The organism is Nocardioides sp. CF8 (genome assembly GCF_000389985.1).
Lineage (GTDB): Bacteria > Actinomycetota > Actinomycetes > Propionibacteriales > Nocardioidaceae > Nocardioides > Nocardioides allogilvus.
This window is the reverse complement of record NZ_CM001852.1, coordinates 4,065,018-4,080,535: the sequence shown is the minus strand read 5'-3', so window position 1 is coordinate 4,080,535 and position 15,518 is coordinate 4,065,018. Positions and strand designations below refer to the sequence as shown.

The 15,518-nt window shown below is 68.6% G+C and carries 14 protein-coding genes; all 14 read right to left on the bottom strand.

Annotation, left to right across the window (positions count from 1 at the left end):
• Window positions 1–246: 246 nt before the first annotated feature.
• On the bottom strand, window positions 247–1,602 hold the full coding sequence (locus CF8_RS19875) for a sensor histidine kinase (protein ID WP_010834882.1): 1,356 nt from the start codon (window positions 1,600–1,602) through the stop codon (window positions 247–249).
• Window positions 1,599–2,273: a response regulator transcription factor gene (locus CF8_RS19870; protein WP_010834881.1), complete on the bottom strand. Its 675-nt coding sequence runs from the start codon at window positions 2,271–2,273 to the stop codon at window positions 1,599–1,601. Before CF8_RS19870 ends, CF8_RS19875 begins: the two co-directional genes overlap by 4 nt.
• A gap of 40 nt (window positions 2,274–2,313) precedes the next feature.
• Complete coding sequence (locus CF8_RS19865) at window positions 2,314–2,817, bottom strand: GtrA family protein (protein ID WP_010834880.1); 504 nt, start codon at window positions 2,815–2,817, stop codon at window positions 2,314–2,316.
• A complete protein-coding gene (locus CF8_RS22745; RefSeq protein WP_010834879.1) occupies window positions 2,804–5,116 on the bottom strand; it encodes a glycosyltransferase in 2,313 nt (770 codons plus the stop codon). Before CF8_RS22745 ends, CF8_RS19865 begins: the two co-directional genes overlap by 14 nt.
• Window positions 5,113–5,718, bottom strand: coding sequence for a phosphatase PAP2 family protein (locus CF8_RS19855; RefSeq protein ID WP_010834878.1), 606 nt, complete (start codon window positions 5,716–5,718; stop codon window positions 5,113–5,115). The genes CF8_RS22745 and CF8_RS19855 overlap by 4 nt, the downstream gene beginning before the upstream one ends.
• A complete protein-coding gene (locus tag CF8_RS19850; RefSeq protein WP_036491601.1) occupies window positions 5,718–7,202 on the bottom strand; it encodes a hypothetical protein in 1,485 nt (494 codons plus the stop codon). Before CF8_RS19850 ends, CF8_RS19855 begins: the two co-directional genes overlap by 1 nt.
• A gap of 618 nt (window positions 7,203–7,820) precedes the next feature.
• Window positions 7,821–8,603: a hypothetical protein gene (locus tag CF8_RS21280; RefSeq protein ID WP_010834876.1), complete on the bottom strand. Its 783-nt coding sequence runs from the start codon at window positions 8,601–8,603 to the stop codon at window positions 7,821–7,823.
• A gap of 5 nt (window positions 8,604–8,608) precedes the next feature.
• Window positions 8,609–9,484, bottom strand: a complete 876-nt coding sequence (locus CF8_RS19840) for an ABC transporter permease (RefSeq protein WP_010834875.1) — start codon at window positions 9,482–9,484, stop codon at window positions 8,609–8,611.
• Window positions 9,481–10,443 carry an ABC transporter ATP-binding protein gene (locus tag CF8_RS19835; RefSeq protein WP_036491599.1) on the bottom strand — a complete coding sequence of 321 codons (963 nt, stop codon included), beginning with the start codon at window positions 10,441–10,443 and terminating at the stop codon, window positions 9,481–9,483. The genes CF8_RS19840 and CF8_RS19835 overlap by 4 nt, the downstream gene beginning before the upstream one ends.
• 178 nt (window positions 10,444–10,621) lie before the next feature.
• Window positions 10,622–11,884, bottom strand: coding sequence for an MFS transporter (locus tag CF8_RS19830; RefSeq protein WP_084622962.1), 1,263 nt, complete (start codon window positions 11,882–11,884; stop codon window positions 10,622–10,624).
• Window positions 11,885–11,969: 85 nt separating this feature from the next.
• Entirely contained in the window at window positions 11,970–12,578 is a 609-nt protein-coding gene (locus CF8_RS19825; protein WP_010834872.1) for a hypothetical protein, read from the bottom strand.
• The gene (locus CF8_RS19820; protein ID WP_010834871.1) at window positions 12,575–13,561 is read right to left on the bottom strand and encodes an ABC transporter permease; all 987 of its coding nucleotides are present in this window, start codon (window positions 13,559–13,561) and stop codon (window positions 12,575–12,577) included. Before CF8_RS19820 ends, CF8_RS19825 begins: the two co-directional genes overlap by 4 nt.
• Window positions 13,554–14,510: an ABC transporter permease gene (locus tag CF8_RS19815; protein ID WP_010834870.1), complete on the bottom strand. Its 957-nt coding sequence runs from the start codon at window positions 14,508–14,510 to the stop codon at window positions 13,554–13,556. Before CF8_RS19815 ends, CF8_RS19820 begins: the two co-directional genes overlap by 8 nt.
• Window positions 14,507–15,241, bottom strand: coding sequence for an ABC transporter ATP-binding protein (locus tag CF8_RS19810; protein WP_010834869.1), 735 nt, complete (start codon window positions 15,239–15,241; stop codon window positions 14,507–14,509). The genes CF8_RS19815 and CF8_RS19810 overlap by 4 nt, the downstream gene beginning before the upstream one ends.
• Between the last annotated feature and the right edge of the window lie 277 nt (window positions 15,242–15,518).

Sequence of the window (15,518 nt, the reverse complement as noted above, 5' to 3'; positions counted from 1 at the left end):
CAGCGCTACACCACTACCTGGGACTTGACCAATGGCTGCACCGATCGGTCGTTGCTCGTCCGCAATTTGTCATCAACCCCCGCCGGGACAACGCCGGGCAATTCTCGATATGAAGGTCGTTCCGCGGTCGTTGTGGCACGACCTCTGGGTCGTTTGCAAAGTGGTTATCTGCCCGGGGGCAGGAGCATGTCCGTTAGCTCATCGACTGGGGTAAGCAAGATCCAACCGACTTCATGGCGGGAGGGGTCATGTCGAGGAGGGTGCGGGAGTCGGAAGATCGAGGGCAACCTGCGGTCCGGTGATGGTGGCTGTGCCGCCGTGGGCCTCGGCTACGGCCTGGACCAGGGCGAGGCCCAGCCCTGTGCCGCGGGTGGTGCGGCTGCTATCGGCGCGGGTGAATCGGTCGAACGCCTGGTCGACGAACTCGGCGGGGAACCCAGGGCCGTCGTCGCTGACAGCGAGCCGGATCCGTCCGTGGGTTCCGGTGGCGGTGACGCAGATGGTGCCCTCGCCATAGCGCAGCGCGTTGGAGACGAGGTTCGCCAGGGCGAGATCGAGCCAGTGCTGGTTCCCGCCGATGCTCAGGCCGGTAGGGGTAAGCGTTTCGAGGCGTCGTCCTTCCGCGTTTGCCTGCGCGTCGAAGCGCCTGGTGACGTCGATAAGGAGCTGGTCGACGTCGACGGGGTCGTGCGGCGCCTCGCCGGAGGCACGCAGCTCCTCGAGGTCGAGGAGGGCGTTGGAGAGGGTGATCAGTCGCTCGACCTGGCTGCGCAGGGACTCGAACGCGGTCGTGGTCTCGGCGTCACCGCGGGGCCGCAGCAGGGCCACCTCAAGCTCGGTGCGCATCAGCGCGAGCGGTGAACGCAGTTCGTGAGAGGCGTCCGCAAGGAACTGTCGTTCGCGTTCGTTGGCCTGCCGGATCCGTTCGAGCAGCGCATTGAAGGTGTGTCCCAGGCGAGTGACCTCGTCGTCCTTGCCTGTGGCGACCGGGAGCAGCGGTGCCCCGTCAGCGTTCTCGGCGGCGAGGCGGTATCTCTCGACCGGGTTGAGGGCTGCCCGGGCGGTTCCGTAGCCGACGAGCGAGGCGGCGATCAGGGTGGCGAGGTCCGCGATGGCGAGCTGGAGGAGGAGTTCACGCAGTGCCTCGTCGTGCTTGTTCTTGCTGATGGCTGATGCGACCACTACGGTGCCGCGCGGGGCGTCGACTGGTGCCACGACGACCTTGTAGGGGTGGTCGGTGGTGGGCAGGAGGTTGCCGACGTCCTCGCGAACCTCGGTGCCGGCTGCTGCCTGAACGAGGGCGTCCTGGTCGGCGAGCCGAGCCTTGGCGTTGCCGGCGATGACGCGTCCTTGCGGGTCGTAGACCTGGTAGCTCTGGCCGGGTGTGTCGGTCGGTGGTGTGGCACCGGTGGCGATGGCGCGTTGCACGACTTGTTGGTAGGCGTCGAGGTCTTGGTCGAGCTGCCGGTTCAGGGCGTATCCGACGCGCCAGAACACGAATGCTCCGGCGATCAGGAGCACGGCGGTCATGGTGAGGGCGACGGCCAGCACGAGTCGGGTGACGATGGGTCGGTCACCGACGAGGCGGCGCCACAGGGTCATCTTTTGGTCTTCTCGAGTCGGTATCCGACGCCTCGCAGGGTGCGGATCGTGACCAGATCGGACGCTGCGAGCTGGTTACGGAGGCGGGACATGTGGACGTCGAGGGCGTTGCTGTTGATGTCGACCTCGCCGTCCCAGACGTCGTCGAAGAGCCGGGCGCGGCTCACGACGTGGCCGCGGCTCTCCATCAGCGAGGTGAGCATCGCGAACTCGCGCCGAGACAGGGTGACCTCGGTGTCGGCGACCCAGACACGTTGCTCGAGCGGGTCCAGGGTGATGTCGCCGACGACGAGTCGATGATCGGCGCCGGGATCGAGGCGGCGGCGGATGGCGCGTAGGCGTGCGTGGAGCTCTTCGAGGGCGAACGGTTTGACCAGGTAGTCGTCCGCCCCGGCCTCGAGACCGGCGACCCGTTCGGGGACGGCGCCGCGGGCAGTCAGCATCAGGATGGGGACATCGTTGCCTTCACGGCGCAGCTGCTTGCAGACCTCGATTCCGCTCAGGCCCGGCAGCATCAGGTCGAGCACCACGGCGTCGACGTCGAGCCCGCGGGCTGCGGCGAGACCACTGGGCCCGTCGAAGCATCCGACGGTGCTCACGCGCTGGTCCTCAAGGTAGCTCGCGATGAGCTCGACCATCCGATGCTCGTCGTCGACCACCACCACATGCATTCGATCAGCGTAGGTGAGCGGCGGTGCGCCTGCGGTGAGGTCACGAGGCAACGGGCACCTCGCGGGCCGACAGGTCCGTGCTCTGCTGGGCGGACGAGGGGGTTGTGCTGGGGGGCGTCGCGAACACGAACCGTTTGTAGGTGACGTACCGGAAGACGGTGCCGAGCGCGAGCCCGACGACGTTCGCGGAGATGTTGTCCGCGAGGCGGCTGGTGAGCCCAAGGACGTCGTGGGAGAGGACCAGGGTGAGGATGGAGAACCCGAACCCGATGATGTTGAACAGGACGAAGAGACTCACTTCGCGTCGCCGGTTCCCCGAGGTGTGGTGCCCCCAGGTCAGGCTGCGGTTCCCGGCGTAGGTGACGCACATCGCGACGGCGACCGCGAGGGTGCGGGCCAGCGAGGGGTCCAGGCTCGCGAACGGGTGCATCGAGCGCAGCAGGTTGAACGCAACGACGTCGACGACGTACCCGGTGCCACCCACCGCGAGGAAGGTCAGCACCTCGTGGGTCAGCAGGCGGTCGAGCAGCTCACGTAACCGCATGACGCTCGGCCGGCTTGTGGCGCGCAGGCACCTTGTGGGTGACGGGCGTTCCTGGTGCATCGCTGCCGGAATCGTCGTGCCGAAGCCCCGGTCCGGTGCGGTGGACGAGTTCGTCCCGGCGCCAGAGCAGCACCCGGGTCAGCGCTTCGGCGACGATGGAGCCCGACATCTTCGAAGTGCCGACTGTCCGGTCGGTGAATGTGATGGGCAGCTCGGTGACCCGAAGTCCGAGCCGGACCGCACGCCAGGTGTTCTCGACCTGGAAGCAGTACCCGTTCGACTCGGACTCGACGCCGCCGATCCGCTCGAGCGCGTCGCGACGGAAGGCCTTGAAGCCCGCGGTCGTGTCGTGCACGGGGAGCCCGAGGACGAGGCGGACGTAGAGGTTGCCGGCCCTGGAGATGAGCCGTCGGCTCAGCGACCAGTTGCTCACGGCTCCCCCGGGGACGTAGCGGGACCCGACCGCGACGTCTGCAGCTTCGAGAGCGCGCACTAGCGCGGGGATGCGCTCGGGCGGGTGGGAGAGGTCGGCGTCCATCTGCACTACGGCGTCGTAGTCGTGGGTGAGTGCCCAGGTGAATCCGGCGCGGTAGGCGGCACCGAGGCCGTCCTTCGCCGTCCGGGAGAGCAGGTAGACGTGGCCCGGTCCTTCGCGGTGGTCGTCGTGGTCTGCGAGGTAGCCGGGGTGATGCATGACGAGTGACGCGGTGCCGTCGGGGCTGTTGTCATCGACCACCAGGATGTCGACGTTGGGGGCGGCGCCTCGGACTTGGTCGATGACCGTGGTGACGTTGCCTGCCTCGTTGTACGTCGGGATGATCACCACCGCGCGGCTGGGGTCGAAGGCGGCGAACGGGCTTGGGTTGTGCATGGTCTGACTCCAGGGCGTGAGCGCGGCGGCTGTCGTCGTCGCGGTTGAGGGGGTTGGGAGAGGTCGTCGGGCAGTCCCTACCGGGGTGAACAAGGACCGGCGGGCGACGCTCCAGGTCGCGAGTACCGCCACCGACATCGCGGCCGCTCCCAGAACATCGGTGGCCCAGTGCATGCCGAGGTAGACGCGGCTGACCGCGACCAGCCCGGCGACGCTCACGGCTATCGAGACGGCGAGAACCCGGGCGCGACGCGAGGCGCCGGCGCAGACGATGGCCGCGAGGATGCCCCACGCGGCGACGGCTTGGGTGGTGTGCCCGGACGGGTAGGCCCATCCACCGGCGGACGCGAGCCAGTCGGTGGCCGGCGGCCGGTGCCGATGGACCAGCTGACCGACGACGGCGTGCAGGAGAACCGCGGTCCCGTAGACGACGGCGATGTCGAGCACCGGAGCCCAGGACCTGCGGCGTCGGGCGAGGAGTCCTCCTCCGATGGCCAGCAGGGGCACGGTGACCGCGGTGGCGCCGAGCCAGGTGACCGTCGTGAAGAACACGTCGAGACTCGGGACCCGGTGATCGAGGACCCAGCCGTGGATGCGGGGGTCCAGCAGCGCCAGCTCTTCGCGAGCGAGAACGTCCTGGGTGATACCGAGGAACGTCCAGGTGGCCGCGACGGCCACCGTGAGCGCGGCGGTCACCGCGAGTCCGGTGGGGTTGGTCGGGTCGAGGCGTGCGCCGATCCAGCGGGTTGAGCGTGGGAACCGTTCCCGGGTTCCCTGCACCACAGCGCTGGAGGCGATCTGGGATGCGAGTCGGCTGAACCGTCCTGCGCCGGTACGACGGAGCAGGAACCCGGCCAGCACCGCGACCACGACCACTCCAAGGGCGGCGAGCCCGATGCGGGACGCGACGTGCTCGACGTGCCGCCAACTGCTGCCGCCCAGGTAGCCCAGCAGCACCGACATCGTTCCCCACGCGACGCCGCTGGCGACGTTGAAGGTCAAGAAGGTGCGGTAGCGCAGTCCGGACATGCCGGCCAGGCCGGGGATCATGACCCGCAGCGCGGCGGTGAAACGGCCGAAGAACACTGCCCTGCCACCGCGTTCGGCCAGGTAGGTCTCCGCGCGGTCGAGGTGGCTGCTCTTCACGAACCGGCCCACGGTGCCGTCCAGCAGGCGTCTTCCGTATCGGCGGCCGACTGCGTAGCCGACGCTGTCGCCGACGATGGCACCCGTGATTCCGGCCGCGAGTACGGCACCGAGGGAGACGTTGCCCTCGTAGGCCATGACGCCGCCGAGAATGAGCGCTATCTCGCCGGGGAAGATGAAACCGATGAACGCGGAGGACTCGAGCGCGGGGAGCGCGAACACGACAAGCAGGGCGACCCAGGGCGGTAGCGCGAGCATGTGGGAAGCGATGGCGCTCATCATCGGGACAGGCTCGCTTCGGCAGTAGTGAAGAGCGGCCGCAGCGGTGTGCGGGTCAACCTGGTCACGCCCCAGATGAGGAGGCGGCGGACCGCCAGGTAGCCCGAGCAGGTGACGGCCGCGCCGAGCAACAGCCCGACGATGACGTCGAGGGGGAAGTGCGCGCCGACGTAGACGCGGGCGAACGCCATCACCACCGCAGCCAATGCGGTCGCGGCCCCGAGGCGTCGGTGGGTGAGCAGCACGCCGGCGGCGACGGCGCCCGCCATGACCGCGTGGTCGCTGGGGAACGAGTAGTCCCCGCTGCGGGCGACCAGGACGAGAGCATGCGGGGAGACCGTGTAGGGCCGTGGCGCGTGGACGAGGTTGACCAGCGGCTGGTTGAGACCGATCGCGAGCAGCGCCCCCGCCGGCGCCCACAGGGCCGCGGCCATGCTCGTCGGGTTCCGGTCGCGGCGTGCCCACCACCACGCCGCCAACAGGACGGCGGCGAACAACACGACGCCGTACTCGGCGTAGAGCCTCATCGGCGTGTGCAGCACCGGGGTGCTCTGGGCGAACTGGTTGACGGCCAGGAACCAGCCGCCTTGCGTGCTCTGCCACATCACTGAGCACCCACTCCGCACGTCGACGGCGGCGGAATCGTCGCGAGAGGACGGTCCACGCCGTCGTGCAGCCAGACGGTGTGCCCACACACCACGGACACGGCCCGGTAGTGGGCGTCCAGTGAAGCGTCGACGCGGTTGTCCGGGTCGAGGCCCCAGGTGTGCTCCGGGTCCCACCGCACCACCCAGGTTGGTGCGGCCGGACCGTTCAAGATGCTCGTGAGCAGGGATAGGTCAGGGTCGAGCGTCCGTGCGGGCAGGCTCCACGCGTACGGGTAGCCGGGGGCGAGCCCGGAGGCGTTGATGACGTTGGCGTGCGTGAACGGCACCACCAGGGTGTCGCCCGTCTGCGCGGACGCGGCGACCCATCGTCCGGTCGTGTACGCCTCACTTGACCCGGTGGCGGCGATGACGGCGGCAACCGGGGAAACCAACGCTGTCGTGGTAGCGGCCACGACGATCAGACGACGGGTCCACCGCCAGCCCGGCACCCTGCGGTGCACGCTGAGCCCTGCGGCCAGTGCCACCATCGGGATCAGCGCGATCAGGTAGTGCGGCCAGAAGTTCTCTCCGGCCAGCACCCCGAATGCCTCGACCGCCGCGGTCGCGGCGACCGCCCACGCAAGCGGGTCCAGGCGACTAAGTCGTCGCCGGTGGCTCCAGCACAGGTGCACCAGGAGGGCGAGCAGTCCGGACAGGCCGGCGAGGAGGGCGAGGAAGCCGAGTCGGTGCAGGGGCGCGTTCCACGACCAACTCGCCATCACCGTTGAGGCGTCTGCCCGGAAGCCGAACATTGCATAGGCGAGCGCGCCCACGCCACCATGGCCAGTGGCCCAGGTCAGGGTCATGGCGCCAGTGACGGCGACACCGGATGTGAACGCTGCCGCGATCATCAGAACCTTCATGGGCCGATAGGTGAGTCGGTTGGTCCGGGTCGCTACACCCACGACGAGGAGGACCGCGGCGAACACGAATGCGTCGACGAAGTTCTGCTTCATCAACATCGCGGTAACTGCGGATGCGCCGGCCAGGATGGCGAGCAGCACCGTCTGGGTCCTGTTGGTCGAGACGCGTACGGCGCGTAGGAGTGCGGCGATGGACACGGCCACGAAGACCGCGGCGGCGAGCTCTCCGTTGAGCCGTTGTGCCTGCAACAGGACCGATGACCCGAACGCGAACCCGGTCCAGGCCGCCCACCTGGCGGCGGGACGACCTCCGACCGCCTCCGCGGCGGAGGCCAGCGCCGCGACGAGAACAACGGCCAGCAGGGCGGCGGTGAGCCGCACACCGTCGGGGCCGAGTCGTTGGGCAACGTCGAACAAGGCGATGAGACCCGGTGGCCGGTCGACCCACTGGGGGCCGTACAAAAACGGTCCGCCATCGCGCGAGTGCCGGGCGACCATCGCGAAGCCACCTTCGTCGGAACCGAGCTGGCGGGTCAGCGAGAGCAGGTGGACCGACAGCGTGGCGAAGCACGCGAGCATCACCGAATGCCGGCGAGTGAACGTCCGGATCGTCGCCCAGTCGCGGGTCGGGCGAATCGGCCGAAGGGAGGGCACCGTCCGGGTAGCTCCAAGGAGGCGGCGTGCACCAGCAACCGACTCAGGGGCGATACCACGGGCCAGGTCTGCGCGGTCGAGGTTCGGTTGCACGCTCACGTCATCGACGCTAGGGAGCACACATGACGGCAGCATGAAGGGCGCTGGGACGCCTGAAGGTGGCGGCTATCCAGGGCGCCCGGCTGGTCAGCACGAAGTGGGACGACACAAGATAAGACGGGACAACCGGTCGGGCTGCGGTGCTGGTAGAGAACTGGTCGAGGCCGAGGCGAACGGTCAAACGCTGAGAGGCAGCCGCCGTCGAACGGCCCGGCGATACGGGTGCGACGGACCGGCGAGCCGACCGCCGTCTCTCTTGACCATCCTTACAAGGAGCCGTCGTCTGGCCAGCGAAGCCCCGCGACACCTGCGCGTCTCGGGTCTTTGACACGGCCTGCACGGCGCTGACGGCGGTCGGCGCTGTCAGCCACGCGTTGGTTTGACGGACGAACCCGGCAGACAGCAGGACGTCTGCCGACTGCGGTGGGGACACCACTGCTCTCTCTACGAGCGTTGCACCGGCAAGGAGGTAGGTGAGGTCGGTCCGACGCCGGTCGCAGAATGAAGCTGGAACGACACCTCGTCGGCACTGTCACGCACCGATGTGGGCATGGTCAGCGTGCCGGTGGACTGCTCCTGCAGGCTGTATCGCAATGAGCCGAGGTCTCGACCTCCGGCCTTCGCGGTCAACGTGCCCGAGCAGCCGTCGCTGCCGGCCCCGCAGCTGACCTGCAACCCGACCCGGCCTTGGTCGTCGGAGGTCACCGACGTGCTCGTGACGGTGAGAAGTGAGGGGAAGGAAACGCCCGTGGCGGTGTTGTCGCCGTTGGGGTCGAAGCACCCGTCGAACTCGAAGACGGGGTTGGGGACCTCACCGCCACGTGGGTCGGTCATGGTGAGGAAGCCGATGATCTTGCTGGGCCCGGTAACGGTGTAGCAGTCGTTGCTGTGCACGTTGAGCTCGAACTTGCCGTAGCCCTCAGCGGGTAGGGGCATCTTCGGGTCGGTCCACCCGATGAGGCAGACCCAGTCGCCGCCCGGTCCGATGTCGGCTACGTCTGGCCCGTGCTTGTCGCACATGGCCTCGGCGTGCAGCGACTCAGGGGTGAGGTCGTCGCGTCCCAGGATGCGGGCCTTCTCGACGTAGAGGTTGGCGAAGGTGGCTGGGAGGGAGCGCTCGAGACGGGCGCGGGTGACGCTGCTGCCAGGACTCATGGCGGCGACGGCCGAGCCTAAGGCGACGGCTGCGATCAGGGCGATGAAGATGGTGAGAATGATGCGGCGCATGGTGTTCAGCCTCCAGTGATGTCGCGACGGCGGAGCAGGACGAAGGCGACGGCGAGCGTGATGGCGCACCAGGCCCCGCTAACGAGGAGGCCCTCGACGAGGGGCCCGGAGAACCGTGGTTCGGTAAGGAGGCCGTGCCAGGTCTCGAAGGACGTCGTCACCAGGAACGGGCGGATCGCCTCAACCCCTCCCAGGGCGCCGACCAGCTGCATGATCATCCCAAGCACGACGGGGGCCGCAATGCCGACGGCGGGGTTACGCGACCACACCGAGAGCAGGATCGCCAGGCAGGTGAATCCCAACACCGGCGGCAGCATCGCCGCCCAGCTCGTGGCGACCAGCTGCAACGCATGGCCCGCGGGGATCGACTGGCCGGAGAGCCCGATCAGCGGCTGGTGCCCGACGATCAGCCAGCTCGAGGCGATCGTAGATACCGCGAGCAGGACGAGCACGAGCGTGGCGAATCCGGCGGCGGTGATGGTCTTGGCCCAGAAGAGGCGGCTCCGGCTCGTCGACCGGGTGAGCACGGTCTTCCAGGTGCCGTGCTGGTCCTCGCTGGCGAAGACGTCGCCGGCGACGACGGCGGTGAGCAGGGGCAGGACCCACTGCGCGGCGAAGCCGAGCACGAGCAGCGACAGTGCGAACCCGTTGTCGATGGCGAAGCGTCCGAACAGGGTGTCCTTCGGCGGGCGGGACTGCCCGTGGATGACCACCACGATCGCGACGGGGGCCAGGATGGCGACGAGCAGGACAGCGCGGGCGCGGTACTGCGCCCGGAGCTTGCGGACCTCCCATCGCAGCGCCGCGAAGCGGCCGGGGCGACGTCGTGCGAGGTGATGTCCGGCGGCGATCTGCGCGGGCGCCGCCTCGGTCGTCGTCATCGGGCTGCGTCCTGCAGCTGTACGGGCCGGTCCAGGGACTGGTGAGTGGGGTCGTCGGTGAGCATAAAGAACAGGGCCTCCAGCGGGGTCCGGGTGGGGGTGAAGGCGAGCAATCCGATGTCAGCGGCCACCAGGGATCCGACATAGGACGACACCTCGGGTGGCGGGCCGGTCACGATGAGTGCCGCACCGGGGTCGCGCGCCACTGTGATCGCGAACCGGTCCTCGGCGAGCTTCAGCGCGCGAACGTCGTCGGTTGTGGCAAGCACGTGGCCGGGATCGGGGGCCATGGTCCGGAGCTGGGCGATGGTGCCGTGGAAGGCGACGGTGCCGCGCGTCATGATCGTGACGTTGTCGCAGATCTCTTCGACCTCCTCCATGTCGTGGGAGCTGAGGAGCACCGTCAGACCGCGGGCGGCGAGCCGCTTCACCAAGGCGCGCATGTCTCGGATGCCCGCGGGGTCGAGTCCGTTGGCGGGCTCGTCGAGGACGAGCAGCCGCGGTTCGCGAAGCAGGCTCGCAGCGACGCCGAGGCGTTGGCGCATGCCGTAGGAGTAGCCGCCCACCTTCTGGTCGGCGCGATCGGACATCTCCACGACGTCCAGCACCTCCTCGAGCAGACCGGTCGGCGTGCCGCCGTCCAGCAGCGCGAGGCCCTCCAGGTTCGCTCGACCGGTGAGGTAGGGGTAGAACCGCGGGCTCTCGATGAAGCCCGCGACCCTATCCAGCACCCCGACACCGGAGTCCTCCCACGTCTTGCCGAAGACCCGAATGGTGCCCGCGTCGGGACGGATCAGCCCGAAGAGCATCCGCAGGAACGTCGTCTTCCCGGCACCGTTGGGGCCGAGGACGCCGTAGACCTCGCCCGCCGCCACACGCACCGAGATGTCATCGACCGCACGTAGGGACCCGTAGGTCTTGGTCACGCCCTGTGCGTCCACGGCCAATAATTCGTTCATGTCTCGGACGCTATGAGCCCAACATGAAGGAAACATGACCGCAGACTCCAGCCCTGCCTGCGGGTCCCGTTCCAGTCCTCGGGAGTCCGGTCGCCGGACGCCAGTGCGGGTGACGCGACCGGGCCGACTTCGCCTCATACGGGGGGAGTGCGCGGTGCGCGATGTGGTGCGGTCGTGGTCAGCCGGGCGTGTGCGCGTCGCGACGCCGCAACGCGACCAAGAGGAGGCCGGCGGAGAGGATCTGCGCCACGGCCACCAGGGCGATGAGAAGGGTGCGGTGGTTGGTGTAGAGGCCTCCGGCCAGCGTCCCGCCGGCTAGTGCCGCGACACCTTGGAACGCCGCGAAGACGCCGTAGGCGGTGGCGAGTCGGCGTTGGGGGACCAGGTCGGCCACAAGTGCTTTGACAGTCGAGTCCTGGACACCGGTCACGGCACCCCAGATGAGGACACCCGCCAGCACGAAGGACAAGGTGCCGGAGAGGGCCAGAGCCGGGACTGCGACGATGAGGGCCGGCAGTGTGTACAGGATGGGGGCGCCCCAGCGGTCGTAGGCGAACCCGGTGGCCAGGGCTGCCACCGCCTCGGTCGCCATCGCCGCGGCGTACAGGAGAGGCACCACAGCAGTCGTGACCAGTCCGGCGTCGACGAGGTGGTAGGCGATGACCCCGAACGTCATCAACCCCAGCGTGCCGAGTGCGCACGAGGCGGCGAATGCGTAGAAGTGCGCTGGCAGGGCACTCGGCTCGACGATGGTGCTCACATGGGCCGACGTGTCGCCCGTCTTGTCGTTGTCGTGAGGGGCGTCGGACTCGGGTCGCGCATCGTCCGCGTGGCGTTTGAGGGTGAGCAGCAGCATCATGCACACGGCGCCCGGGATGGCCAGCACAGCAAAGGCTGGCCACTGGACGCCGGCGAGGGCGATGACCCCGGCGACCACGAGGGGTCCGGCGAACGCACCGACCTGGTCCAGGGCCTTGTGTACGGCGAATCCGCGGCCGCGGCCCACCGAGACGGCGACGCGCGCGAGCAGGGCAGACTTCGACGGGCTCCGTATGGCCTTCCCGGCGCGCTCGAGCAGGATGAGCGTGGCGGCTAGGGCGAGCCCGACGCTGCCCACGAACGGTGCTACCGCGAGCAGGGGGACGCAGACGGCGGTCATCGCGTATCCGAGGATTGTCAGCGACCAGTAGCGGCCGCTGCGGTCCGCGAGCGGACCGGAGAACAACCGCAGGATCAGCGCCATCGCCTCGCCGGCGCCGGTGATGAGCCCGACCAGCAGTGCTGAGGCGCCCAGGCTGCCCAGGAACGGCCCAGCGATCGAGCGCATGCCTTCGTAGACCATGTCGCCGGCGAGGCTGACAGCTCCGAACGCGACCACCGTCCGCCAGGGCGACCACGCGGGCTGCCTGGGTGGCGCCGGGTCCGGCGCGGAGGCGCTCATCGACCCAGCGAGCTCCGAGGGCGGTCGTCGGATGGCCACACGGCCAAGCCTAGGCAGCATCGCGTCGCGGAGCAGGGGTGCCCTCTCAGTCGGCTTCCTCGGCGCCGCCCGCGTCCTTGGCGACGGTTGCGGTCTGGGGAGCGCTGTCGGCCGCACTGACCTCGACTGTGAGGTCGAGGGCGTTCGGGTCGGTGTAGTAGAGGCTGTACTGGTTGACCGGGAAGTGGCCGGCAGCGCCGGTGTTGTCGAAGTGGATGACCCGGTTGTCGCCGCCCGCGATCACGAAGTCGGCCGGGAGCTGGGAGTAGTAGCTCTCGGTGTCGGAGGTCTTGGGGTCGGTGATCGTGTAGTAGACCTCGAACCCGGAGAGCTCGGTGGTTCCGGTGTTGGTGACGGCGATCTCGAGGTGGTCGTCGACGGCCTTGCCGGAGGGGTCCTCGTTGTTCTCGACCAAGACGCTGTCGATGGTCAGGGACTGGGTGGTCGAGGTGTTCGCGATCGGGTTGTCGGTGACGGGCAGGACCGCGCCAGCCGACTGACCCGTCGAGGCTGCCCGTGTGCCGGAGGGACTGCCGCCGGTCCCGGCGGTGGTGGAGCCGCCGCAACCGGTGGCGAGGGCCAAGACGGCGGCGAGGCCGACTGTGGTGAGAGCGGCCCTGCTGGTGCGGCCGCGGCGGGGTGTCGGGATGTTCATGAGTTTCCTCCGGTTTCGATGGGCTGTTGACGGCTCAGAGTGCGGCGCAAGGCAGCGAAGAGCACCGCTGCGTAGGCGAGGAGCCAGGCGATGTTGTTGAGGGTCTCGTTGAGGAGCCAGGACAGGCCGTAGGGGCGGTAGCGCTCCTTGACGTCGGTCATGGCGAAGGCGAAGCGCTCGAAGTGCTTGGCGAGAGAGGCCTCCTCAATGCCGGTGCGGACACGTTCGTAGCCGGTGAAGTGGGTGAGGACGGCCAGCTCTCCGTCGTGGTCGAGGCCCAGGGCTTGGAACAGCCCTCCGGGGAGCTGGTTGTCGGCGTCGAGGGTGTCGCCGATTTGAGGCAGGACGAGGACGACCACGAGCCAGATGCCCAGCGCGATGGTCAGTCCGTTCACCGGGACTTTGGCCCTGGCGGTTGCGATGGCGCCCAGGCAGTAGAAGGCGCTGAGGTAGAGCAGTGCGGCGAGGCAGGCCAGGGTCACACGCAACACTTGGATCGGGCTGATCCAGTCGTGGCCGATCACACCGAGGGAGACAACGCCGACGAGCGCAGTGGCGAGGATCAGGGTGGCGAAGATGCCGAGCGCGCCCAGATAGCTGCCGGTGGCGAGCTCGGCGCCGGTCAGCGGCCGGGACCGCAGCAGGGGCAGGGTCCGGTTGACGCGTTCGCGGGAGACCGAGAGGTAGCCGAGGGTGATCGCGATGATCGCGCCAAGGATCTCGATGTACTCCAAAGCACCGCGAAGCAGTGCGAGTACGGCCAGCGGAGAGGGGGCGATACGGGTGAGCCCTTGGGCCTCGGCGGCCGCACGGTAGGTGTTGTAGTCGGCGAGCTGGGCGGCATAGTCGCTGGCGCCGATCAGCACCGAGCCGATGGTGGAGGCGACCAAGATGGCGATCAGGATGACCAGAACGCGGCTTCGCAGGGCAGCACGGTACTCGTGGCGCGCCACCTGGGTGATCCGGCGGGTGGACTCACTCATCGCTGGCGCTCCTGGAGTAGTCGTGTCGCTGGATCCGCCAGAGCACGAGCAGCGCGAGGGCGGCGGCGGCGATGAGGATGGGCAGCACGCTCAGGGCCGTCTCGGCGGCGGTGGTGGCGGGTGTCGTACGCAGGATGCTTGAGGCGGCGTCCTTGTAGCCCTCGACGAGCGAGATCGGTTGGGCGAGGTGGGTGATGCGGAAGAAGCCCTGGGACAGGCCGGCGGGTTCGCTGAGAGGGTTCAGGGACTGGGTCGGGCGGAGCCCGGAGACGAACTGCGGCAGCACGAAGGTGACGACGATCCAGACCGCGATCGCCGAGAGCAGGGCCAGGGACCTGCGTCGGATGAGCAACGCAGTGAGCATGCCGATAAGGGCGAAGACCACCAAGTAGGCCCAGGACAGGGCATAGAAGCCGGTGAGTCTGGCCAGGTCGGGTCCGTTGAGCGTGCGATTCACGATCAGTAGCGCGACCAGGCTGAGTACCCAGCATCCTGCGAGGGCAGTAGCCAATAACCGGACCGCACTGAGGATCTTGCCCAGGGCGTACTGGGTGCGGGCGATCGGCCGGGTGAAGATGAGGCGCCCCATCCCGTTGGTCTGGTCCTCGGCCAGGGCCAGGTGGCCGACCATGAGGGCGATCAGGGCCCCGATCAGGGGGATGTAGACCACCATGTTGGACAGCAGCGACAGGCTCGGTTTGAGCAGGAACGGGTTGGCCGGTACGGGATTCCCGGCTGCGGCTTGCAGCTGGACGGCTTGGTCGAAGACCCGCACGATCGTGTGGTGGCTTGACCAGCCGAGGATGCCGGCCATGGCGGTGACCATGAGCAGGGTCGCCACCCCGATCAGGCGGACTCGCTGACGCCGGAAGGTCAGGGCCTGCTGGGCCGAGACCGTGCCGATCACGGCCCGGGCGCTGGTGGCGGTGGTGGTGGAGGTGGCGGTCATGGTGTTGGGCCGCCGACTCGGACGTAGATGTCTTCCAGGGAGGATTCGTCGGGGAATCGGAGCGTGGTGTTTTCGATGCTGTCGTTGTAGATGAGCTGGCCGTGGTTGAGGACGCCGATGGTGGTGCACACCTTGGAGACCTCGCTGAGCAGGTGGGTGTTCATGAAGACCGTCATGCCGAGCTCGGCGTTGAGCTGGGTGATGGTGTCGCGGAGCTGGCGGACGCCCATGGGATCCAGGCCCGAGGTGGGTTCGTCGAGCAGCAGCACCTGGGGTCGGTGCACGATCGCCTGTGCGATGCCGATGCGTTGCCGCATGCCGGTGGAGAAGGTGCCGACTCGGCGCTTGGCGAGGTCGGCGCACCCCAGGAACTCGAGTGCCTCCATGGCCGCGGCGCGCGCATCGGGTAGCCCGGAGAGCTTGGCGAGGAACTCAAGGTTCTCCAGGGCGCTCATGTGGCCGTACATGCGCACGTCGGCGGGGAGGTAGCCGATGCGGCGGGTCACCTCGCTGCGTTCGGTGACCACGTCGTACCCGCAGACCGCGGCTGTGCCGGCGGTGGGGGTGATCAGGGTGGTCAGGATGTTCATGGCGGTGGTCTTGCCGGCACCGTTGTGGCCGAGGAACCCGAAGATCTCCCCGTGCTCGATCCGCAGGTCCACGCCACGCAGGACGAGGTCGGTGTCGTAGCGGTGCTGAAGTCCGCGTAGCTCGATCGCGGGTTCGTTCATGACATGGGTCCTCGCAATGCTCGGGGTGGTGGGGACTGGCCCCATGGGCGCCCTGGGTGCTCCGGGCAGAGAGGTGGGGCCTGTTGCGGGTTGCAACAGGCCCCACCGTGGTGCCGACAGCTGCCGGCGAGTTCAGCGACCTGAACGGGGGACGAGTCGCTTACTCGGTCTCGCCGGACTCGTCGGCGTCCTGGTGGCCGGGCTCGTTGGGGTTGGCGTCCGGGCCCTGGTCGGGACCGTCGTTGGCCTCCTCCGCGCCCTCGGCACCTTCAGAGCC